The organism is Pseudomonas sp. JQ170C, from assembly GCF_035581345.1.
Taxonomy (GTDB): Bacteria; Pseudomonadota; Gammaproteobacteria; order Pseudomonadales; family Pseudomonadaceae; genus Aquipseudomonas.
In genome coordinates this window covers 1402923-1426249 of sequence record NZ_CP141608.1, presented here as the reverse complement: position 1 = coordinate 1426249, position 23327 = coordinate 1402923, and the positions used below count along the sequence as shown (strand labels likewise).

Genomic DNA, 23327 nt, shown 5'->3' with positions numbered 1-23327 from the left:
GTGTCGACATGCGTTCATTGAAAACAGTTGCAAGTGCATCCCTGGCGCTGCTGGTCAGCGCCGCGGCCCAGGCCCAGCCCAGTGTCAGCGTGTACAACTGGACCGACTACATCGGTGATACCACCCTGGCGGATTTTCAGGGCAGCACCGGTATCAAGGTCATCTATGACGTGTTCGACTCCAACGAAACCCTGGAAGGCAAGTTGCTGGCCGGTCGTACCGGCTACGACGTGGTGGTGCCTTCCAACCACTTTCTCGCCCGCCAGGTAAAAGCCGGCGCGTTCCTCAAGCTGGACCGCGAGCAACTGCCGAACTGGAAGAACCTGGACCCGGTGCTGCTCAAGGCCCTGGAAGAAAACGATGCCGGCAACCAGCATTCGGTGCCCTACCTGTGGGGCACCAACGGCATCGGCTACAACGTCGACAAGGTCAAGCAGGTACTGGGCGTCGATCACATCGACTCCTGGGCGGTGATGTTCGAGCCGGAGAACCTCAAGAAGCTCAGCAAGTGCGGCGTGTCGTTCATGGACTCGGCCGACGAGCTGTTCCCGGCAGTCCTCAACTACATGGGCATGGACCCACGCAGCAACAGTGTCGAGGACTATAAAAAAGCCGAGGCCAAGCTGCTGACCCTGCGCCCCTACATCACCTACTTCCATTCCTCCAAGTACGTCTCGGACCTGGCCAACGGCGACATCTGCGTAGCCTTCGGTTACTCCGGCGACGTGTTCCAGGCCGCCAACCGCGCCAAGGAAGCCAACAACGGGGTCAACATCGCCTACGCCATTCCCAAGGAAGGCGCCAACTTGTGGTTCGACCTGCTGGCCATTCCCGCCGACGCCAGCAACCCGAAAGAAGCCTATGCCTTCGTCAACAACCTGCTCGACCCGAAAGTGATTGCCAAGGTCAGCACCTCGGTCGGTTATGCCAACGCCATTCCATTGTCCCAGCAGTACATGGACGCCGAGCTGGTCAAGAACCCCGAGGTGTATCCGCCGCAAGCGGTGCTCGACAAGCTGTACGTCTCCAACACCCCGTCGCCGCAGATCATGCGCGTGATGACCCGCTCCTGGAGCAAAGTGAAGTCGAACAAATGAGCCAGGGAGCCACTATGAATCCTGCTGCGCAACACGCCAGCTCCTACTACCGGGCATCGGTCGGACCGATGCCTGAACACCCACCGCTGATCGGCGAACTGAGCGCCGATGTCTGTGTCATCGGTGGCGGCTTCACCGGCGTCAACACCGCCATCGAACTGGCCCAGCGCGGCCTCTCGGTGATCCTGCTCGAAGGCCGGCGCATCGGCTGGGGAGCCAGCGGCCGCAACGGCGGCCAACTGATCCGCGGCATCGGCCATGAGGTCGAGGGCTTTGCCCGCTATGTCGGCCAGGAGGGGGTCAAGTACCTGCAACGGGCCGGCATCGAATCGGTGGAAGTGGTGGCCGATCGTATCCGCCAGCACAACATCGAATGCGACCTGCGCTGGGGCTTTTGCGAACTGGCCAACACCCCGGCCCAGTTCGCGGCCTTTCGCAACGAGCAAGAGAGCCTGGCGGCGCTGGACTATCGCCATGAAACCCAACTGATCGGCCCCGAGCGGATGCACGAGGTCGTGGCGAGCTCGGCCTACGCCGGCGGTTTGATCGATCGCGGCTCGGGCCATTTGCATCCCCTTAACCTGGTGCTGGGCGAAGCCCGTGTGGCCGCCTCCCTGGGCGTGCGCATCTTCGAGCACAGCCCGGTGCTGGAGATCAACCACGGTGCCACCGTGCAGGTACGCTGCGCTCATGGCAGCGTGCGGGCCGGTAGCCTGGTGCTGGGCTGCAACGCCCACCTGGAAGAGCTGGAGCCACGCCTGAGCGGCAAGGTGCTGCCCGCCGGTAGCTACATCATTACCACCGAGCCGTTGAGCGCGGCGCAAGCCAAGGCACTGATCCCGCAGAACCTGGCAATGTGCGACCAGAAAGTCGGCCTGGACTACTACCGGCTCACCGCAGACAACCGCCTGCTGTTTGGCGGCGCCTGCCACTACTCCGGGCGCGACCCGCTGGATATCGCCGCCTACATGCGCCCGAAGATGCTCAAGGTGTTCCCGCAACTGGCCGACACCCGCATCGAGTTCCAGTGGGGCGGCAAGATCGGCATCACCGCCAACCGCTTCCCGCAGGTCGGGCGCCTGTCCCAGCACCCCAACGTGTACTACGCCCAGGGCTATTCCGGCCATGGCCTGAACGTCACCCACTGGACCGCCCGGCTGTTGGCAGAGGCGATTGATATCGGCCACAGCCAGGGCATGGATGTGTTCAGCGCCGTACCGCACATGACCTTCCCCGGTGGCAAGGCGTTGCGCTCGCCGCTGCTGGCGCTGGGGATGATGTGGTATCGACTGCGCGAGGTACTGGGCTGACGCGCCCAAGTATTTCGATGTGCTCACTTGCGACAGACGGATTTGCAGCTACTTTCAGTTAAGTCTTTGTTTCAACATATGACTGGCCTCGGAGGCAATCGTCGCATGGCTGCAATTCAATCGTTTTACCGTCCAGGAAGCTGGTTGCTTGGCGCACTGCTGCTGGCCCTGGCCGGCTGCACCAGTATCGACGCGCGCACCACCGAATATGTCGGCGTACCTCATGCGGCGCCCACCAGCGCCGCCAACGTCGAAGTGCTGCGCCGTGAACCGCTGCGCGCCCATGATCGGTTGGGTGAAATCCTGGTCGACGCCAGTGTCGAGCCACCGCCACCGATTACCGAAGTCGAACAGAAACTGCGCGAAGAGGCCGCCAAGATCGGCGGTGATGCGGTGGTCGTGGTCTACGACCGTATCGCACCGGTTTCTGCCTATGTCAGCGGGCCGCTGTGGGACCGGGACATCCACTCCGTTGAAGGACGCAAGCTCAAGGGCATCGTCATCAAGTACCGCTAGTGCATCGACAGACTGAACAGGCGTTTTTGCTATGAAATGGATTTCTGCTGCTCGCTTGTTTCTACCCTGTGTTTTGCTGCTCTCCCAGGCCGCCCAGGCTGACAACGCCGAAACCGCGAACAAGAGTAACAACCCGCTCAACCTGGCACCGGGCTTGAACCTGCAGGATTACTACACCCCCTCGCTGTACGACACCAATGCCCACACCAACGACCTGCTGCTGCGCGGCACCCTGCCTGTCGCTGCCGGCGATGTGCTGCCCGTTGCGCAACTGCTGCGGGCCACCCTGCCGGTCAGCACCCGCCCCGACCCGCACGGCGGCTACAGCACCGGCATGGGCGACCTGAACCTGTTCGATATCTTCCTGCTCAAGACCGAAGGCGTGCAGTTGGGGATCGGCCCTCAGATCACCGCCCCTACCGCCGAGCACGACGAACTGGGTACCGGCAAATGGCAAGCCGGTTTTGCTGCGGTGGCCATCGATGCGTCGCCGCGCGGCCTGCTCGGCGCCCTGGTGCAGTACCAGAGCTCGTTTGCCGGTGATGACGATCGCGTCCATGTCGAGACCGCCACCCTGCAACCCTTTCTGATGCACAACCTGCCCAAGGGCTGGTACCTGCGTTCCACCGCCACCTGGACCTTCGACCTCAAGAACGACACCCATTACATCCCGCTGGGGCTGGGCCTGGGCAAGGTCTGGAAGAGCGGCAGCAACATCCTCAACGCCTTTGTCGAGCCGCAGTGGACCGTGGAAAAGAAAGGCGATGGCCTGCCGCAGTTCACCCTCTTCGCCGGCCTCAACATGACGTTTGGCAAATAAGGATCGGCGATGAATCTACAAAAAATTGCGCTGTGCACGTCGTTGCTACTGAGCTTCGGTAGCGCCCAGGCCGAGTTCAACGCCAGCCTGGACGAAGCCCGCCAGATCGCCAAGGAGGCCTATCTGTACGGCTTTCCGGTCGTGGAGATGTACAAGACTCTCTACACCCAGGCCGTGGACAGCGGCAGCCCGGACTACAAGGCGCCCTTCAACCAGATCGGCAACAGTGCCAGGGTGTTCACACCCAAGGACACTGCGTTCATCACCCCCAATTCCGACACGCCCTACTCGTTCGTGTGGATGGACCTGCGCAGTGAACCGCTGGTACTGACACTGCCGGCCATCGAGGAGAACCGCTACTACTCGACCCAGCTGATCGACATCTACACCCAGAACTTCGCCTACCTGGGCACCCGCAGCACGGGCAACCAGGGCGGCCATTACCTGATCGCAGGCCCCGGCTGGCAGGGGCCGACGCCGGAAGGTATCGACAAGGTCATCCACAGCGAAACCCAGGTGGTCTATGCCTTGTACCGTACCCAGCTGTTCAACGAAGCGGACCTCGCCAACGTCAAGGCAATCCAGCAGGGCTACGAGGTCCAGCCGCTGAGCGAGTTCCTCGATCAGTCCCCGCCCCCGGTACTGCCGGCGGTGGCCTGGCTGAAACCGCAGCCGAACATGAGCGAAACCCCTGCGCTGTTTCGCTACTTGAATTTCATGATGGCCTTCGCCCCGCCGCTAGACAGCGAAAGCGAGCTGCTGCAGCGCTTCAGAAAGATCGGCATCGACACCGACAAGCCCTTCGAGGAAAGCGTGCTGAGCACCGAACAGCGCCAGGCCTTGCAAGCCGGTATCGAAGACGGCAAGGCCGAGTTCGCCGCGTTCAAGAAATCCGATATCGATACCCACAAGATCAGCAGCGGTGACCTGTTCGGTACCCGCGAGCACCTGGATAACAACTACCTGTACCGCTATGCCGGGGCCAAGCTCGGGATCTTCGGCAACTCTGCCGAAGAGGCCAGCTACATGGGCTACTTCACCGATGCCCAGGGCCAGCCGGCCGATGCCGCCAAACACAACTACACGCTGCATTTTGCCAAGGGCCAGTTGCCTCCGGCCAAGGCGTTCTGGTCGCTGACGATGTACGACGGCGCGACCCGCCTGCTGGTCGACAACCCGCTGAACCGTTACCTGATCAACTCGCGGATGCTCGACCAGCTCAAGAAGGACCCCGACGGCGGCCTGACCCTCTATGTGCAGCATGAGTCGCCCGGCAAGGCCCGTGAGAGCAACTGGCTGCCTGCTCCCAACGGCCCGTTCTACGGCGTGCTGCGCCTGTACCTGCCTGGCCCGCAAGTGGCCAGCGGTCAGTGGAAACTGCCACTGCTTACGCCCGTGGCGAAATAACCAGAAGTCGACCCAAGGAGCCTCAGCATGAGGATGCGCACCACCGTCACGGCCACGGCCCTGCTGGCCCTGACGCCCCTGGCCGGACAGGCCGACAACGCCCGCGACTGGCAGAACATTCCGATCGGCCTGGACATGGTCTTTGGCTACTACAACCGCATCGACGCCAACACCCCGATCGACACTTCGCTGCCGATTGATGGCCTGTCGCTGGACGCCGACCTGTACCTGTTTCGCTATGCCCGCAGTTTCGGTATTGACGGGCGCAACAGTGCCATTCAGTTGATCCTGCCGTATGCCGACGTGTCCGCCTCGTTCGACGATGCGCGGTTCTTCGATGGCACCAAACACAACGGCGGCATGGGCGACACCCAGATCGTGTTTGCCCACAACTTTTTCGGCGGACCGGCACTGACCGCCGAGGAGTTCGCCAGCTGGACGCCGGAAACCTTCATGACCGGTGCGCTGTGGCTGACCATCCCCAATGGCGATTACGACAAGGACCGGGTCATCAACATCGGCGCCAACCGCTGGGTGGTCAAACCGGAAATCGGCTTTGGCACCCCCTTCGGCCCGACGTGGCTGGAGATCAACACCTGGGTCTCGCTGTTCGGCGACAACGATGACTACCAGGGCAGCAGCAAGCTGGAGCAGGACCCGCTCTATGCCGTCGAGGGCCACTACAGCTACTCCTTCAACCGCGCCCTCTGGGCATCGCTGGATGCCACCTACAGCACCGGCGGCGAAACCAAGATCGACGGCGTCGGCCAGGACAACAAGCAGGAGAACGTGCTGCTCGGCGCCAGCATGGGCTTCATGCTCTCGCCTCAGTTCGGCGGCCTGATCGCGTACACCGATACGGTTTCCGAACGCAACAAATCGCCGGATGTGAACACCTGGACGTTACGTCTTAACTATGCGTGGTAGGGGGAGAGGATGAGCGCACTGACAGACATCAAGGCCTTGCACGCCGCCATCGCCGAAACGGTACTGGGCCAGGACGAGGTCATCCGGCAAATCCTGGTGGGCCTGCTGGCCAACGGGCATGTGCTGCTCGAAAGCCTCCCGGGCCTGGCCAAGACCCGCACGGTCAAGGCCCTGGCCCGACACCTGGATGCGCACATGAGCCGTATCCAGTTCACCCCCGATCTGCTGCCGTCGGACATCACCGGCGCGGAGGTGCTGCAACAGGTCAACGGCCAAAACCAGATCCAGTTCCAGCCAGGCCCCCTGTTCGGCAACCTGATCCTGGCCGACGAAATCAACCGCGCCCCGGCCAAGGTCCAGGCGGCGCTGCTCGAAGCCATGGAAGAGCGGCAGATCACCGTGGCCGGCAACAGCCACAAACTGCCGGACCTGTTCATGGTCATCGCCACCCAGAACCCTATCGAGCAGGAAGGCACCTACCCCTTGCCCGAAGCGCAGATGGACCGGTTCCTGATGAAGGTGCTGCTCGACTACCCGGCGGCCGACAACGAAACCCGCGTGTTGCAGCTGCTGCGCGAGGAAGAGCAGAACAGCACTGCACACGCGGCCGCCAGCACCTTCAGCCTGGCCCAGGACGTGGTGTTCCAGGCCCGCCAGGAAATCGCCGCGATCCACGTATCCCCCGCCATCGACCGCTACCTGATCGACCTGATCAACGCGACCCGCCACCCCGCCGACTACGACGCCGATCTGGCCCGCTGGCTGCAACTGGGCTCAAGCCCGCGCGGCGGCATCAGCCTGGACCGCTGCGCGCGTGCCGACGCCTGGTTGCAGGGGCAGGATTTCGTCTCGCCGGACAACGTCCGGGCGATGGTCCACCCGGTACTGCGTCACCGCCTGCAACCGAGCTACGACGCAGTGGCCGATGGCGTCGGCAGCCAGCAGATCCTCGACCGGCTGCTGGACAAGGTCGCCATCCCGGCATGAGGAGCACAGCATGGCGGTGAAAGTGCAGGCACCTGACGGGCTGGTGTATGTCTCGCTGGCCCAGCTCATGGCCCTTGAGGCCGATGCCCAGGGCTTGAGCTTTCTGGCCCGGCAACCGCGCGCCAGCGTGCTTGCCGGCAGCCATGCCTCACGGCTGCGCGGACGCGGTCTGAACTTCGACGAGCTGCGCCGCTATCAACCCGGCGACGACCTGCGCCACCTCGATTGCAAAGCCTCGCTACGCAGCGGTACGCCCATCGTGCGCACCTATACCGAGGAGCGGGACCGGCCGGCGCTGATGGTGATCGATCAGCGCATGTCGATGTTCTTCGGCAGCCAGCGCAGTTTCAAATCGGCCCTGGCCGCGCAGTTGGCGGCGCTGGCTGCCTGGATGGCCCTCAAGGGCGGGGATCGGGTCGGCGCGCTGGTGTTCAACGACAGTCGCATCGAAAGCCTCTCGCCCTTGCGCAGCCGCAGCCGGGTCCAGGCCATCTGCGCCGCCACCGCCCGCTTCAACCAGGCCCTGGATGCCCGGGCCGAGGAAAGCGACTCGGCCACCAGCCTGGATAACGTGTTGCAACGCTGCCTGAGCGTGGCTGCCCATGATCACCTGATCTGCATCATCAGCGACTTTGCCGGGGCAACCGAACGCACCCTGCACCAGTTGCGCCAGCTGCGCGTCCATAACGATGTCATCGCCCTTCAGGTCTACGACCCCCTGGCCCTGGACCTGCCACGCGCAGGCCGGATCATGGTCAGCCAGGGCCAATTGCAGGTGGAGCTGGCCGTGGAACGCCGCCAGGTGCACACGCCCCTGACGGATTTTCTCAAGGGACGCCTGCAGGATGTGGCGGTGCTGCTGCGCCGCAGTCAGGTGCCGCTGATGATGTTCAGCACCGCCCTGCCCGCCGCCGAACAACTGCGCCTGGAACTGGGCAAGCGCCAGGGGCACCGCCCATGACGACGAATGTGCCCAGCATCGACCAGCTCAAGGAACTGGCCCTGCCACCTGCGCCCAGCTACCTGCCGCAGACCTGGGGCTGGGCCGCCGTGGGCATCGTGCTGGTCCTTGCCGTAGTGCTCTACGGCGCCTGGCGTTACCGCCGCTGGCAGTTGAACCGCTACCGGCGTGAAGCCTTGGTGCAGCTGGCGACGCTGGAGGCTGCGCTGACGGACCCGCACCAGCGCCTTGCCGCCCTGCGCACATTGCCTGAATTGCTCAAGCGCGTGGCATTGTCGATGCCTGCCCGCCCTGCCGTCGCCACCTTGCACAGCAGTGAGTGGCAAGCCTTTCTCAGTGCTCACAGCCGCACCCCGCTGCCCGCGGATTTTGCCGAGCAACTGGCGCGCCTCGCCTACGCACCCGAGCGCACCCTGGCGGCGGTCGATGCACAGGCTCTGGTGCAACAGTGCAGAACCTGGGTGGAGCAGCATCATGTGGCAGTTTGACTACCCCTGGCTGCTGCTCCTGCTGCCGCTGCCCTGGCTGGGCTACCGCTGGCTGCCCCCGTATATCGAGGCGCGCAGCGCCATCCGCGTGCCGTTCTTCGAGGCCATCAGCCGCGTCAGCGGCCAGGAGCCGGGTGTCCCTGGCACCCGCCACAACACCTGGCAGTTGATCCTGCACTGGCTGGTGTGGGCCTTGCTGGTGGTGGCCATTGCCCGTCCGGTGCTGGTGGAGCCGCCCCAGCAACATGAAGAGCCGGTACGCGACCTGATGCTGGCCATCGACATTTCCCAATCCATGCAGACGGTCGACCTCAAGGGCGCCGACGGCACACCGGTGTCGCGCATGAGCGCCGTCAAGGCGGTGGTCCAGGACTTTATCCGCCAACGCCCGAAAGACCGCCTGGGCCTGGTGGTGTTCGGCAGTGCCGCCTACCCCCAGGCACCCTTGACCCTCGACCATGCCAGCCTGTCGATCCTGCTGGCGCAGACCGACGTCGGCATGGCGGGGCCCAACACCGCCATCGGCGATGCCATCGGCCTGAGCCTGAAACTGCTGGAGCAGGCCAAGGAACCGGAAAAGGTGGTGATCCTGCTCACCGACGGCAACGACACCAGCAGCGCCATCACGCCCGCCCATGCCGCCGCCATGGCCGCAGCACGCGGTGTGGTGATCCACACCATCGGCATTGGCGATCCGCAGGCCGAGGCTGAAGCCAAGGTTGACCTCAAGAGCCTGCAGCAGATCGCCGAGCAGACCGGCGGCCAGTTCTTCCGCGCCGCCGACCGCGACGCCTTGCAGCAGGTCTATGCCACCCTCGACAAGCTGACCCCGCATCAGGTCAAGACCCTCACCCACCAACCCAAGCGTGACCTGTTCTGGATGGCGCTGGGCGCAGCCCTGTTGCTGTTCGGTGGCTATCACCTGCTCGCGTTGCTGTTGTCCTATCGGGCACGCAGCACTGAAGTGGAGGCCGCTGAGCATGGACATTGATCTGCAAGCCTTTCACTTCCTGCGCCCTGTCTGGCTTTGGTTGTTGCTGCCAGGCCTGCTGCTGCCGTGGGTCTGGCGTCATCGCCGCCAACAGCTGCGCAGTTGGAGCAGCAACATCGCCCCGCACTTGCTCGCGCACCTGCGCCTGGACGGCGAAGACCAGCATCGCCTGCGTCCGGTCCACCTGGCCAGCGCCTTGCTGATCATCGGCGCCATTGCCGTTGCCGGCCCCACTTGGGAACAGGATCGCCCGGCCTTTCTCGATAATCGCGCACCGTTGATCCTGGCCCTGGACCTGTCCACCTCGATGGACGCCAGCGACATCGCCCCCACCCGCCTGGAAGCGGCCAAGCACAAGTTGCACAACCTGATCCAGCGTCGCCAGGGCGCCGCCACCGGCCTGATGGCCTACGCCGGCAGCGCTCACCTGGTACTGCCGCCCACACGCGACCCGGCCCTGCTGGACGGTTTTCTCCAGGCCCTGTCCAGCACCCTGATCCAGAAGCCGGGCAAGAACGCCCTGGCGGTCGTGGAGCAGGCAAAGACCCTGGTCGCCGCCGAGGGCACACCGGCGACCCTGGTGCTGGTCAGTGATGGCGCCGACTCCTCGCAACTGTCGCAACTGGACAAGGTGCTCGATGGCAGCCGCCTGCAAGTGCTGGTGCTGGCCGTGGGCAATACCGACGGCGGGATGATCAAAGGCGCCGATGGCCAGCCACTGATCGACAGCCAGGGCCGGCCACAGCTGGGACGTTTCGACAAGGACGGACTCAAGCAATTGGCCTCGGCACTGGATGCACCTCTGGGCAGCCTGACCCTCAATGACGATGACCTGGACTGGATCGAAGCCCATGCCCAGCAGCACTTTGAAAGCGCCAACCAGGCCAACCAACCCCTGCACTGGAAGGACGCCGGTTACTGGCTGTGCTGGCCGCTGCTGTTGATCGCCTTCGTGTGCATTCGCCGTGGCTGGAGCCTGAACTGGAGCGCGTGCCTGTTGCTGGGCCTGCTGCTGCCGGTGAACGATGCCCGCGCCAATGCCCTGGTCGACGCCTTCATGACCCCCGACCAGCAAGGTCGCTGGGCCTTCGAGCATCAGCACTACCCGGCAGCGGCTGCGCACTTCACCGATCCGTACTGGAAAGGCATCGCCGCCTACAACGCCTCCGACTACGACCTGGCGCTGGCCAGCTTCGCCCAGCTCAACACCGCGCAGGCCTACTTCTACCTGGGCAATATCTACACCCGTCGCTTCAAGTTCGACCAGGCCATCGCCGCCTACACCCAGGCGTTGAAACTGCAGCCAGGCTTTGCCGAAGCCCAGGCCAACCTGGCGCTGGCCCAGGCACTGGCCAAGGACTACGAGTCGGCCCAGGACAACACCCCCGAGGTCAAACCCGACAAGGTGGACTTCGACAAACCCGCCGGCAAGGGCAAGAGCAAGCCGATGGAAAAGGCCCAGGCCGGCTCCGATGAGCTGTGGCTGCAAAACCTCACCACCTCGCCCGCCGATTTTCTGCGACGCAAGTTCAGCCTGCAGGACCAGACTGTGCAGGGGGCGCCATGAACCTGAACGTGCTTGCACTCCTCCTCGCCCTGTTCAGCACCAGCCTGCTGGCGGCCGAACCGCAGTTGCGGGTACAGGCCACGCTGGTGCCTGGCGACTCGGCGGTGGTCGGTGAAACCGTGCAACTGCAGCTGGACCTGTACACCGACACCTGGTTCAGCAGCGCACCCGACCTGCCCGAGCTGACCCTGCCGGGCGCCGTGGTCACGCCTCCCGGCGACCAGGCCCAGCACCTGACCCAGCGCCTGGACGGCACCACCTTCTACGGCATGCGCTACCTGTTCCAGGTTACCCCGCAACAGACTGGTGACATTCAGATTCCGGCACTGACGGTGACGACAACACCCGGCACCGCCCAGGCGCCGATGAGCGTCACCAGCCAGCCACTGACCCTGCATGCCCAGCTGCCGGCAGGCGTTGCCGCCGGCCAGCAGGTGCTGGTGGCCCAACAGGTCAGCCTTACCCAGCAGACCAGCCCGGACCCAACCGCACTCAAGGTCGGCGACAGCCTGACCCGCACCGTGACCCTCAAGGCCGAAGGGGCCATGAGCCTGATGCTGCCGGTCACCCCGCTGGGCGATGTCGATGGTCTGAGCCGCTACCTCAAGACCCCGCAGGTCAAGCCCCTCGACAACGGCCGCGGCTATACCCTCGGAGGGCAACGCATCGACAGCGCCAGCTACCGCATCGAAAAGCCCGGCAAGTACCAGTTACCCGCCCTGCAGGTGCAATGGTGGAGCACCCAGGACAAAACCCTTCATAACGCCACGCTTGCGGCCATCAGCTTCACGGCCGCCGCCAACCCGGCCTACCAACCGCCCTTTTCGGTGAGCGAAGACCTCCAGCGACTCGGGCAGCAGACCCGCCTGCACCTGTCTCGCCATTGGCTGACAGCCGGGCTGGTACTCGCTGTGCTGGTCCTGCTGGGGTTGCTGGTGCGCCGCTTCGGCCCGCAATGGCGAACCACCTGGCAGCGCTGGCAAGCCACTCGCCAGGCACGCCATGAAGCCTCCGCCGACTACGCCTGGCACCAGGTGCCGGGCCAGCTTGGGCAGCGTCCACCGCAGCTCACCGCGCTGTACCTATGGTGGCGCCGCAGCCGGGGCGGCCTGCGCCTGGCCGCTGCCGACCCGGACCTTCTGCGCCAGTGCTACAGCGCCAGCGCAAGCGACGACAGCGCACCTGAAACCCTCATGCCGCGCCTGAACACCCTGCACCGCGAAACCGCCAAGCATGCCCGTGAAGTGCCCGCGCCCCACGGCCTGCGCCCGCTGAACCCTGAGCACGACAAGGAGTTGCCATGATCGCCAACTATCGTCAGCCGCTGTGGCTGGTGCTGTTGTTACTGCTGCATTGGTCCTTGCCGTTGCAGGCCGCCGAACCCTTGCCCAGTTGGCGCGAAGGCGCGCCACGAACGGCCCTGTTGAACTTCGTCGAGCAAGTGACGACGCAGGGCTCGAAAACCTACGTTCCGATCGGTGAGCGCATCGCCGTGTTCGACAACGACGGCACCTTGTGGAGCGAGCAACCGGCGTACTTCCAGCTGCTGTTTGCCCTCGCCGAGGTCAAGCGCCTGGCCCCTGAGCATCCTGAATGGAAAGACCAGCAACCCTTCAAGGCGGTGCTGGAAAACGATCAGGAGGCGCTTGCTGCCAGCGGCATGGACGGCCTGATGAAGATCGTCGGCGCGACCCATACCGGCATCACCACCGAGGCGTTCATGGCCAACGCCGAGGCCTGGCTGGCCAAGGCCAGGCACCCCAAGACCGACAAGCCGTTCACCGAGATGGTCTACCAGCCGATGCTGGAGCTGCTCGACTACCTGCGCAGCCAGGGCTTCAAGACCTACATCGTCTCCGGTGGCGAAACCGCCTTCATGCGCACCTTCGCCCAGGAGGTCTACGGCATCCCGCCGGAACAGGTGATCGGCACCTCGTTCGTCAGCAAGTTCCAGATCGTGGACGGCCAACCGTCGATCCTGCGCACACCAAAACTTGCCCACAACGACGATGGCCCCGGCAAGCCGGAAAGCATCGACGCAATTATCGGCCAGCGGCCGATCCTGGCCTTCGGCAACTCCGACGGCGACCTGCAAATGCTGCAATGGACCGCCGCCGGCAAAGGCGCGCGCTTCATGGGTCTGGTGCATCACACCGACGCTAACCGTGAATGGGCGTATGACCGTCAGTCAAAAATCGGCCGCCTGGACAAGGCCCTGGACGAGGCCAAGCGCCAGAACTGGACGGTTGTGGACATGGCGGCCGACTGGGCCCGGGTATTCCCTTTCGAGCCTGCCTCGAAATGACCCGGCGCAGCGGTGCTGAAACGAGCAATGCAATGAGCGGCCACCACAAGGTGGTTTTGATGGGGAAAGGGAGGCAAGTCAAATGACTGGCAAACGCAGATGGATACCGAAACTTGCGATGGTCGCAGCGTCGGTGATTGGCATTACCGCAGGGGTGGTCAGCGCTGCAGAGAAACCCAATATCCTGGTGATCTTCGGTGATGACATCGGTCAGACCAATATCAGCGCCTATTCGATGGGTGTGGTCGGCTACAAGACCCCGAACATCGACCGGATCGCCAAGGAAGGCATGATCTTCACCGATTACTACGCGGAGAACAGTTGCACGGCCGGACGCTCCTCGTTCATCACCGGTCAGACGCCACTGCGCACCGGCTTGTCGAAAGTCGGTTTCCCCGGCGCGCCGGTCGGCTTGCAAAAGCGTGATATCACCATCGCCCAGGCACTGAAGTCCATGGGCTATGCCACCGGCCAGTTCGGCAAGAACCACCTCGGTGATCGCGACGAATACCTGCCCACCGCACACGGTTTCGACGAGTTCTTCGGCAACCTCTACCACCTGAACGCCGAGGAAGAGCCGGAGCGTCCGTACTGGCCCGAGGACGATCCGGAATTCATCAAGACCAACTCGCCACGGGGTGTCATTCACAGCTTCGCTGACGGCAAGATCGAAGACACCGGCGCGCTGACGTCCAAGCGCATGGAAACCATCGATGATGAAACCACCGCCGCTGCACAGGCGTTCATCGAGAAGCAGGCCAAGGCCGACAAACCGTTCTTCGTGTGGATGAACACCACCCGCATGCACTTGTTCACCCACGTGCGCGAGTCGATGAAGGGCCAGAGCGGCATGCCCGGCAACGACTACGCCGACGGCATGCTCGAGCACGACGGCGACGTCGGCAAACTGCTCAAGACCCTCGATGACCTGAAGATCACCGACAACACTATCGTGGTGTACACCACCGACAACGGCCCGAACCAGTTCTCCTGGCCGGACGCGGCCACCACGCCGTTCCGCAACGAGAAGAACTCCAACTGGGAAGGCGCGTACCGGGTACCGGCGATGGTTCGTTGGCCAGGCAAGATCAAGCCGGGTGAAGTGTCCAACGAGATGTTCTCGGGCCTGGACTGGTTCCCGACCCTGCTCGCGGCCGCTGGCGATGCCGAGGTGAAGGAAAAACTGCTCAAGGGCTGGGCACCGACCTCCGGAGGCAACAACTTCAAGGTTCACCTGGACGGCTACAACCAACTGCCTTACCTGACCGGTAAGCAGCCTGCCGGCGAGCGCAAGGAGTTCTACTACTTCAACGACGACGGCATGCTGGTGTCGATGCGCTACAAGAACTGGAAAGCGGTGTTCTGCGAACAGCGTGCCCCCGGTGGTTTCAAAGTCTGGAGCGAGCCTTTCGTCTGCCTGCGGGTACCGAAAATCTTCAACATGCGGATGGACCCGTATGAGCGCGCCGACGTGGTGTCTGACCAGTACTACGACTGGACCACCAAGAACGTTTACCTGACGGGTGTCGCGGTGCAGAAGTCGGCAGCCTTCCTGCAGACCTTCATCGACTACCCACCGAGCCAGCGTCCGGCGAGCTTCAGCATCGACCAGGTGCGTGCGGCTGTGGATGCGAAGATCGAAGAGAAAATGAAGCAGAACAAGCAGTGATACCCCACGCCCACCCGCGACCTCAGGTTGCGGGTGGGCGTTTTTTATTCGCGCACAGCGCATCTGGCGCTCTGCTTGGCACTTGAGCAGCTAGGCTCACGCTGCCCAATAAGCTATACAGAATATTTCGCATACCAATACAAGGCCTTCGCCCCGATGCCGGTAGCCAGTACCTCCCGACGCAGCAAAGCCTCCACCCTGTCCACCCCGCAGACTCGAACCCGCGTCACCCCCGCCGCCTTGTTGCTGCTGGCGTCCGGTGCTGCGGCGCTGGTCTACCAGGTGTTGTGGATCAAACAGCTCTCGCTGGTGGTCGGCGTCGAGGTGTATGCCATTACCGCTGGTATCAGTGCGTTTTTTGCCGGCCTGGCCCTGGGCGGCCTGTGGCTGGGTCGACGGGCCGATCGCCTGCAGCGGCCCCTGCGTTTCTACGCCCTGCTTGAGCTGGCCGTGGCCGTGATCGGTGTCGCCGCCACCTGGGCACTGGGCATGGCTGCCGGCCCCTTTGCGCGCCTGGAAAACAGCGTCGGCCTGCTGGCGTGGGTGCTGCCCTTTGCCCTGGTCGGCTTACCGGCCGTGCTGATGGGCGGCACCTTGCCGGTGCTGGTGCGTGCGGTCACCCGCGACGTCGACAGCATCGGCCGCGCCGGTGGCCAGTTGTATGCCGCCAACACGGCAGGCGCGATTGTCGGCACCCTGCTTGCCGCCTTCCTGTTGATTCCGGCGCTGGGCATCCTTGGCAGTGCCTGCGCCGCCGCCGTGCTCAACCTGGTCGCCGCAGGCGGTGCGTTCTGGCTGGCCCAGGACAACCCTGGCAGCGACGCCCAGGCGCACCCCGCGCCCTCACGCAAAGGCGCGGCCTATCTTGCCCTGGCGTTGTACGCCATCGCCGGGGGCATCGCCCTGGGCTATGAAGTGGTCTGGTCCCAGGCCATCGTCCAGTTCATGAGTACCCGCACCTTTGCCTTCGCCGTGGTGCTGGCCACTTACCTGGCCGGGCTGGTCTTGGGCAGTGCGTTGTATGCGCGGCGTGCCGACCGGATCACCGACCCGTGGGGTGCCTTCGCCCTGCTGATCGGCGGCGCCGGTCTGTTGGCCCTGCTGGAAATCGCAGGCTTGGGACGCTGGCTGATTCACCTGCAGACCCAGGCCGAGGCCGTGGTGCTGGCCATGGGCGGCAGCGCCCTGGCGGGTATGTGCGCACGCTTTGCCGTGGTTGCCCTGAGCATCGTCTTTCTGCCGACCACGCTGCTGGGCGCAGCCTTCCCGCTGGCCCTGCGCCTGGTCAGCGAGCAAGGGCATGTGGGCCGGGATGTCGGTTCGGTGGTGGCCTTCAATACCCTGGGCGGTATCGTCGGGGTCATGCTCTGTGGCTTCGTGCTGGTGCCGCAGTTGGGCCTGGTGCGCACCCTGGGGGTGCTCGCCGTGCTGGCGGCACTGGTCGCCCTGCTGGCGGTGCTGCGCGGCGAGCAGGTGAGTACCGGCAAGCGCCGGGCGGTGTTCGCCCTGGGTATCGCCAGCCTCGCCGTGGCCGCGCTCACACCCACCGATCGCCTGGCCACCTTGCTGCCCGGGGCCCGCGGCAGCGACCTGGTGTTCTACGAGGAAGGTCGCGGGGGCACCGTCGCCGTGGTCGAGCAGCACAAGCGCCAGGGCAGTTTCCGCCGTTTGTACATTCAGGGTGTGTCCAACACCGGCGATGCCCTGCCCTCTCTGCGCTACATGCGCCTGCAAGCCTTGCTGCCGCTTTTGATCCACAACGGCGAGCCGCGCTCGGCGCTGGTGATCGGCCTGGGCACCGGGATCACTGCCGGGGCCTTGTTGCGCTATCCGGGGCTTGAGCAGCGGGTGGTGGCAGAACTCTTGCCCGGCGTGGTCAACGCAACGTCGCTGTTCCAGGGCAACTACAACGCCGCCAGCGACCCGCGCCTGCAAGTGCGCCTGCGTGATGGCCGCCGCGAGCTGCTCGGCAACCCGCAAACCTACGACCTGATCACCCTCGAGCCACCACCGCCATCGGCCGCTGGGGTGGTCAACCTGTACTCGCGCGATTTCTATCAGCTGGCATCAAGCCGCCTCAATTCCCAGGGGCTGGTCGCGCAGTGGCTGCCGCTGCCGACCCAGAACAACGATGACAGCCGTGCGCTGGTGCAAAGCTTTCTAGACGTATTTCCCCATGCCTCGCTGTGGACCACCGAGTTCCACGAAATGCTCCTGGTGGGCTCGCAGCAGCCGGTGCAGCTGGATCTGGCGCGTATCAGCCAGCGCCTGCAGCAACCTGAGGTCCTCAGCACCCTGAGCGCGGTGGGTATCGACTCGCCGGCCAGCCTGCTGGCCACCTGGGTGACCGACCGTACAGGCCTTGAGCGCTACGCGGGCGCTACCCCGGCGGTCACCGACGACCAGCCCCGTATCGAATATGCACCGTGGGTGCGCAACGACGAAATCATCCGGGTGCTGCCCGAGCTGCTGGCCCTCCACAGCCCGCCGCCACTGCAGGGTGACGACAGCCTCTTCCGCCTGCAACTGGACGAGCAGCGCCAGCGCCTGCTGCGCTTCTACCAGGTTGGTCTGAGCGCCTACCGCGGCCAGCGTGAAACCTGGGCCCGGCAAGTGCGCGAAGTAGCCCGTGAAGATAGCAAGAACCCTTACTTTCGCTGGTTCCTCGGCATGCCCTGAAACCTTTGACAGCCAATCACTGCCTCACCCAAGCTGCCCCCAGTTCATCGGATCACGGAAGTCTGCATGTCCAAGCCTCATCGCAAGCGTACCGATACCGCCACACCTGCTTCCCCCGCCCGTCAATGGTTCTGGCCTGTATTGGCCGGCCTGGCACTGCTGCTGAGCGTGATCGCCTGGGTGCTGGTCGACCAGTCAGCGCCCATGACCGCCGTGACCACCACCGCGGCGCCGCCTGCGCCGGTCGCAGCGCCCCCGGCAACGCTGGTAGATGAAGCTCAGTGCCAGGGCTGTCACCAGGCCCAGACCGATCACTGGAAAGGCTCGCACCACCAACTGGCCATGCAGGATGCCAGCGAGCAATCGGTGCTCGGCGATTTCGCCGACCGCCAGTTCAAGGCTGAGCACGAGACCACCAGATTCTTTCGTCAGGGTCAGGAGTTCTGGGTCAACACCGTGGGCGCCGATGGCCAGAACAAGGATTTCCGGGTGGCCTATGCCTTTGGTGTCGAGCCGCTGCAGCAGTACCTGATCGACACCGGCGAGGGTCATCTGCAAGCCCTTGGCGTTGCCTGGGATACCCAGAAGCAACAGTGGTTCCACCTCTATCCAGGCCAAGGGGTGGACTTCAAGGACCCGTTGCACTGGAGCAAACCGCAGCAGAACGCCAACTTCATGTGCGTGGAATGCCACACCACCGGCTTCAAACGTAACTTCAATGCCGCCAGCGGGGCGTTCGACAGCCAGTGGAACAGCCTTGGAGTGGGTTGCCAGGCCTGCCATGGCCCTGCGTCCACTCACTTGGAGTGGGCCGCCAAACCGGGCAAGCAAGCCAACCTCGGCTTCAATCGCAGCCTGGCCCACACCGACAACATCAGCGAAGTGGAAACCTGTGCGCGCTGCCATGCCCGCCGCGCGCCTCTGAGTGATGGCTTTCACACTGATCGTCGGTTGATGGATGACTACCTGCCAAGCCGGCTGACCCGCGAGTTGTACGCACTCGACGGCAAGATCAAGGACGAGGTGTTCGAGTACGGCGCCTTCACCCAGAGCAAGATGTTTGCCAAGGGCGTGCGCTGCAGCAATTGTCATGATCCGCACAGCACCCAGCTCAAGGCGCCCGGTGATGGCGTGTGCCTGCAATGTCACAACCCAGCAGGCAAAACCACCATCGCCGGTGTCGATGGCACAGGCCTCAAGGCCAAGGACTACACCGCGGTCGAGCATCATCGTCACACCCCTGGCCAAGCGGGCTCGCAGTGCGTGGATTGCCACATGCCGGGCAAGTTCTACATGGTCAACGACTGGCGTCACGACCACGGCTTCAGCATTCCGGCACCGGCACAGGCGTTGAAGCTGGGTACACCCGATGCCTGCCTGAGCTGTCACCAATCCAGCAAGGGGCAACAGATCGCCGATCAGTTCCGCCTCTGGTATGGCAAGGACGGCGGCAGTACCTACGCCTCCAGCCTGGACCTGCTGCGCGGTGGCAAGCCCGGCGCGGTGCAAGCCTTGCTCGAACAACTGCAGGGCAACGCCCTGCCCGCCATTCGCCGCGCCACCCTGCTGGCTGAACTGGCCAACTACCCGAGCGAACAGACGTTCAATGCCGCCACCCGCGACCTCAAGCACAAGGACGCGCAAGTGCGCCTGAGCGCCCTGGAAGCCGTCGCCGCCCTCCTGCCGCCGGAGCAACGCCAGGGCCTGCTGGCGCCCCTGCTGCGCGACCCGGCGCTGGCCGTGCGCATCGCTGCCGCCTACGCGCTGTTGCCGGCCCGCGCCGCAGGACTGGGCCGCGACGAGGCCGCCTTCAACAAGGCGATCGACGAATATGAGCAGGTGCAGTTGAGCCTGCTGGAACGCGCTGAAGCCAACCTCAACCTGGCGCTGTTGTACCAGGCCAATGGCCGCGACGCCGAGGTGGAGAATTACCTGCGCACCGCGATCAAGCGCGATGCCGATTTTCTCCCGGCACAGGTCGCACTGGTGCAGTGGCTGGACCGCCATGGCCGCAGCAGCGAAGCCCGCACTGAACTGGCCGAGGCGCTGGCAGCACACCCCGAAGCCGCCTTGCTGCATCAGGCCAATGGCCTGGCCCTGATCCGTGAAGGGAAACGCGACGCAGCGCTCAAGGCGTTGCAAAAAGCGGTGCAGCTGGAGCCGGAGAATACCGGTTACGGCTATGTGCTGGCCGTGGCACTACATGATCAGGGACAACGGGACAAAGCCCGCGCGCAACTCTGGCGCAACCTGCAACAGCAACCGTACAACCGCGACCTGCGCCTGGCCCTGATCCATTACCTGCAACAGAACCAGCAACCCGCCGAGGCCGAGAAGCTGCTTGAAGCACTGCGCCAGATCAACCCGCACGATCCGTTGCTGCAGCCAAGGCCGGCCAACCGTGGCTAAGTTCAGCTGGCGGCGGGCAGTACGCTTAACGGGTCGACGGGCTTGCCGTTCTGGCGGATCTCGAAGTACAGCTGCACGCGGTCAGTATCCAGGGAACCTGCCTCGGCGATTTTCTGGCCCTTGCTGACCGTTTGCCCCTCCTTGACCAGCAACTTGCTGTTGTGGCCGTAGACGCTGGCGTGTGAGGTGCCGTGCTGGAGGATGATCAGGTTGCCGTAGCCGCGGATGTTCACCGCGAACGCCACCTTGCCGCCGAGGCTGGCGTACACCGGCTGGCCCTGGGTGGCGGCGATGCGAATGCCCTTGTTGAGTTTGTCGGCCGACGAATACCGGCCGATCACCGCGCCTTCCAGCGGCCACGCCCAGCCACGCAGGGTAACCTTGGTGGACGGGGCCACAGGCTTGCCCTTGCTGGCAGTCGTGGTTGCCGGGCGGCTGGTGGTTTTTGCGCCACCAAAGCGAATGGTCTGGCCGACATTCACTGCATAGGGCGCACTGATGCCGTTGTAGCGCGCCAGCTCTTTGAAGCTCCAGCCATGGCGCGTGGCAATCGAATACAAGGTGTCGCCACGCTTGACCTTGTAGGCGCCGCTTACCACTTTGTTGGCCGATGGGCCCGGGCTTGGGGAATGGGAACTGCACGCCGATATCGCCAGCACGAAGGCGATCAGAATTAACCTGAAAAACACACCACTTCCTTTCCCGCAGGCGCCATTTTGAAGGCCGCTACTATAAAGCAGTCAGGCGCTTCGCACGGCATTGTCCGTAACGGATTACGACGCTTTTCGTATCTGTGGAGGCGGCAGCAACCCCTGTAATATTTGCTCACACATGCGGTTAATGTGAGCGATTCTCAGTACCGACACCTGAGGCGTACACTAGTTAATGCTTCTCAATAACAAATGTAACTTCTGCCTTCTCAGGTCTCCTTGCCCATGACAAGCTCTAACACCGCCCCCCGCTCCCCCCGCCCTTTCAAGGCCTGTGCACTGGGCCTTGCCGTTGCCTCCTCAAGTGGTTACGCGTTCGCCGAACAGGCCGGACAAAAAGCCCTGCAACTGGACAACATCAACGTCGACGCCCAGTCCGGCAGCCCATACAAAACCGAGCATTCAGCGTCCAGTAAATTGGCCAAACCCTTGCTCGATACACCGCAGACCATCACCGTGGTGCCTGCCCAGGTCATTCAGGAACAACAAGCGCTGAGCTTGCGCCAGGTGCTGTCCAACGTCTCGGGTATCACCTTCAACGCCGGCGAAGGGGGTGGCGGCTCAGGCGACAGCATCAACATCCGCGGCTTCTCGGCCAACAGCAACATCCAGATCGACGGCCTGCGCGACAGCGCCCAGACCAACCGCACCGATACCTTCAACATCGAGCAAGTCGAAGTCATCAAGGGGCCCAACTCGGTGTTCGGCGGTGCCGGCACCACCGGCGGCAGCATCAACATCATCAGCAAGCAGCCACAGGACCGGGCGTTTACCCGCCTGGGCGGTAGTGTCGGTACCGACAACTACTACCGCATGACCCTGGACAGCAACCAGCCACTCGAAGGTGTGGGCGAGAACAGCGCGTTCCGGGTCAACCTCATGGGCCACCAGAACGATGTGGCCGGGCGCGAAGAGATCGACCGCGAACGCTGGGGGCTCGCACCGTCGTTGCGCCTGGGCTTCAGCGAGTCCACGCGCCTGACCCTGAGTGCGTTCCACCAGGTGGACGACAACCTGCCCGACTACGGCGTACCGGCCCTGGATGGCAAGAAACTGGGCGGGGTCAGCCGTGAGGATTATTTCGGCTGGAAGAACCTCGACAAGGAGGAGATCGAGCAGAGCTCCTTTACCGCCAACTTCGAGCACGACTTCAACGACAACCTGCGCCTGCAGAACCTCACCCGCTACAGCCACATTGCCCGTGACACCATTGTGTCGGCTTCGCACGTCAACACCACCGGCGTTCCGGCTGGCCGCTATCGCCCTGCAGGCCCGCAAGGCTACGGCCGAGATGCGACCACTGAAATGTGGATCAACCAGACCAACCTGGTGAGCAACTTCAAGCTGCTGGGCATGCGTCACGACCTGGTCACCGGTTTTGAGGTGTCGCGCGAAACCCTGGACCTGAAAACCTACGGACATGGCCTGAGCAACGCCCTGTACCCTGCCAACGGCTACGACCTGAGCAACCCGCCAGGGAAATGGACAGGCCCGGTCAACAAGGCCACCAGCGGCTATACCGAGACCGAGCTGACCAACCAGGCCCTGTATGTGTTCGACACCATCGCCCTGCACGAGCAGTGGGACCTGAACCTGGGCCTGCGCTACGACAAGTTCAAGGGAGACGCCCAGGGCTATGGCGCCGATCACGGGAAAATCTCTGACGTCGACTCCAACGACGAAAAACTCAGCGGACGCGCAGGCCTGGTCTACAAGCCGACCGAGAACGGACGCATCTATGTAGCCTGGGGCAACTCCTTCAACCCCTCGGCTGAAAGCCTCGCCTCCACCGGCGGCGGCTTGACCACTGCCACTGCGGACTTGTCGCCCGAGAAAAACGAAACCTGGGAACTGGGCACCAAATGGGAGTTGCTGGACAAGCGCCTGGAGCTCGATGCCGCGCTGTTTCGCGTAGAGAAGACCAACGCCCGTGAAACCATGGCCGATGGCTCCACCCAGCTTGCGGGCAAGCAGCGGGTGCAGGGTGTTGAAGTGGGCGTGACTGGCCACATCACCGAGCAGTGGGACGTGTTCGCCAACTATACCTTCCTGGACAGCGAAACCCTCGATGCCGCCGACACTGCCGCCGGCATCGCCCGCGAAGGCCAGGCGCTGGGCAACACCCCGCCGCGCTCGCTCAACGTATGGACGACTTACAAGCTCCCGGCCGACTGGACGGTCGGCTATGGTGCGCGCTACGTCAGCGAGCGCAACGTGACCTCCAGTACGGCCGCCAAGCTGGATGCCTACTGGGTGCACAACGCCATGGTTGCCTACCGGGTCAACGAACAGCTGGACCTGCAACTGAACGTCAACAACCTGTTCGATGAGGACTACGTCGAGCGCGTGCGTCAGCAGAACGGTACGGATGCCCGCTCGTCGGCCATTGAGTATGGTGATGCGCGCTCGGCGATTCTTTCGGCCACGTACGCGTTCTAAAGCGTGATCGCGGGGGAAAGCCCGTTCCTGCAGATTCTGCGGGGC

At 63.8% G+C, this 23327-nt stretch carries 18 protein-coding genes; 17 read left to right on the top strand and 1 reads right to left on the bottom strand.

Annotated elements, in window-relative coordinates; genetic code table 11:
* Positions 1-8 precede the first annotated feature (8 nt).
* From U9R80_RS06505 to U9R80_RS06430, 16 genes are all read left to right on the top strand, one after another.
* On the top strand, positions 9-1097 hold the full coding sequence (locus U9R80_RS06505; protein ID WP_301837149.1) for a polyamine ABC transporter substrate-binding protein: 1089 nt from the start codon (positions 9-11) through the stop codon (positions 1095-1097).
* Positions 1098-1111: 14 nt separating this feature from the next.
* On the top strand, positions 1112-2407 hold the full coding sequence (locus U9R80_RS06500; protein WP_301837150.1) for an NAD(P)/FAD-dependent oxidoreductase: 1296 nt from the start codon (positions 1112-1114) through the stop codon (positions 2405-2407).
* Positions 2408-2512: 105 nt separating this feature from the next.
* Entirely contained in the window at positions 2513-2923 is a 411-nt protein-coding gene (locus U9R80_RS06495) for a hypothetical protein (RefSeq protein WP_301837151.1), read from the top strand.
* A 31-nt stretch (positions 2924-2954) separates the two neighbouring features.
* Positions 2955-3743 carry a hypothetical protein gene (locus U9R80_RS06490; RefSeq protein WP_301837152.1) on the top strand — a complete coding sequence of 263 codons (789 nt, stop codon included), beginning with the start codon at positions 2955-2957 and terminating at the stop codon, positions 3741-3743.
* Positions 3744-3752: 9 nt separating this feature from the next.
* Entirely contained in the window at positions 3753-5150 is a 1398-nt protein-coding gene (locus U9R80_RS06485) for a DUF1254 domain-containing protein (RefSeq protein ID WP_301837153.1), read from the top strand.
* 27 nt (positions 5151-5177) lie between these two features.
* Positions 5178-6077: a transporter gene (locus U9R80_RS06480; RefSeq protein ID WP_442964942.1), complete on the top strand. Its 900-nt coding sequence runs from the start codon at positions 5178-5180 to the stop codon at positions 6075-6077.
* 9 nt (positions 6078-6086) lie between these two features.
* Positions 6087-7064 carry an AAA family ATPase gene (locus U9R80_RS06475; RefSeq protein ID WP_301837154.1) on the top strand — a complete coding sequence of 326 codons (978 nt, stop codon included), beginning with the start codon at positions 6087-6089 and terminating at the stop codon, positions 7062-7064.
* Positions 7065-7074: 10 nt separating this feature from the next.
* On the top strand, positions 7075-8025 hold the full coding sequence (locus tag U9R80_RS06470; protein ID WP_301837155.1) for a DUF58 domain-containing protein: 951 nt from the start codon (positions 7075-7077) through the stop codon (positions 8023-8025).
* Complete coding sequence (locus tag U9R80_RS06465) at positions 8022-8513, top strand: DUF4381 domain-containing protein (RefSeq protein ID WP_301837156.1); 492 nt, start codon at positions 8022-8024, stop codon at positions 8511-8513. The genes U9R80_RS06470 and U9R80_RS06465 overlap by 4 nt, the downstream gene beginning before the upstream one ends.
* On the top strand, positions 8500-9504 hold the full coding sequence (locus tag U9R80_RS06460; protein WP_301837157.1) for a vWA domain-containing protein: 1005 nt from the start codon (positions 8500-8502) through the stop codon (positions 9502-9504). The genes U9R80_RS06465 and U9R80_RS06460 overlap by 14 nt, the downstream gene beginning before the upstream one ends.
* Positions 9494-11071, top strand: a complete 1578-nt coding sequence (locus U9R80_RS06455) for a VWA domain-containing protein (RefSeq protein WP_301837158.1) — start codon at positions 9494-9496, stop codon at positions 11069-11071. Before U9R80_RS06460 ends, U9R80_RS06455 begins: the two co-directional genes overlap by 11 nt.
* On the top strand, positions 11068-12375 hold the full coding sequence (locus tag U9R80_RS06450) for a hypothetical protein (protein ID WP_301837159.1): 1308 nt from the start codon (positions 11068-11070) through the stop codon (positions 12373-12375). Before U9R80_RS06455 ends, U9R80_RS06450 begins: the two co-directional genes overlap by 4 nt.
* Positions 12372-13376 carry an HAD family hydrolase gene (locus U9R80_RS06445; RefSeq protein ID WP_301837160.1) on the top strand — a complete coding sequence of 335 codons (1005 nt, stop codon included), beginning with the start codon at positions 12372-12374 and terminating at the stop codon, positions 13374-13376. The genes U9R80_RS06450 and U9R80_RS06445 overlap by 4 nt, the downstream gene beginning before the upstream one ends.
* A gap of 82 nt (positions 13377-13458) precedes the next feature.
* The gene (locus U9R80_RS06440) at positions 13459-15045 is read left to right on the top strand and encodes an arylsulfatase (RefSeq protein ID WP_301837161.1); all 1587 of its coding nucleotides are present in this window, start codon (positions 13459-13461) and stop codon (positions 15043-15045) included.
* Positions 15046-15201: 156 nt separating this feature from the next.
* Positions 15202-17724, top strand: a complete 2523-nt coding sequence (locus U9R80_RS06435) for a fused MFS/spermidine synthase (RefSeq protein ID WP_301837162.1) — start codon at positions 15202-15204, stop codon at positions 17722-17724.
* A 66-nt stretch (positions 17725-17790) separates the two neighbouring features.
* Positions 17791-20133 carry a tetratricopeptide repeat protein gene (locus U9R80_RS06430; RefSeq protein WP_301837163.1) on the top strand — a complete coding sequence of 781 codons (2343 nt, stop codon included), beginning with the start codon at positions 17791-17793 and terminating at the stop codon, positions 20131-20133.
* Positions 20134-20135: 2 nt separating this feature from the next.
* Here U9R80_RS06430 and U9R80_RS06425 read toward each other — a convergent pair whose 3' ends face one another.
* Complete coding sequence (locus U9R80_RS06425; RefSeq protein ID WP_301837164.1) at positions 20136-20822, bottom strand: peptidoglycan DD-metalloendopeptidase family protein; 687 nt, start codon at positions 20820-20822, stop codon at positions 20136-20138.
* Between the two features lie 246 nt (positions 20823-21068).
* Here U9R80_RS06425 and U9R80_RS06420 point away from each other — a divergent pair, with 246 nt between their 5' ends.
* Complete coding sequence (locus U9R80_RS06420) at positions 21069-23282, top strand: TonB-dependent receptor (protein ID WP_301837165.1); 2214 nt, start codon at positions 21069-21071, stop codon at positions 23280-23282.
* Positions 23283-23327: the final 45 nt, after the last annotated feature.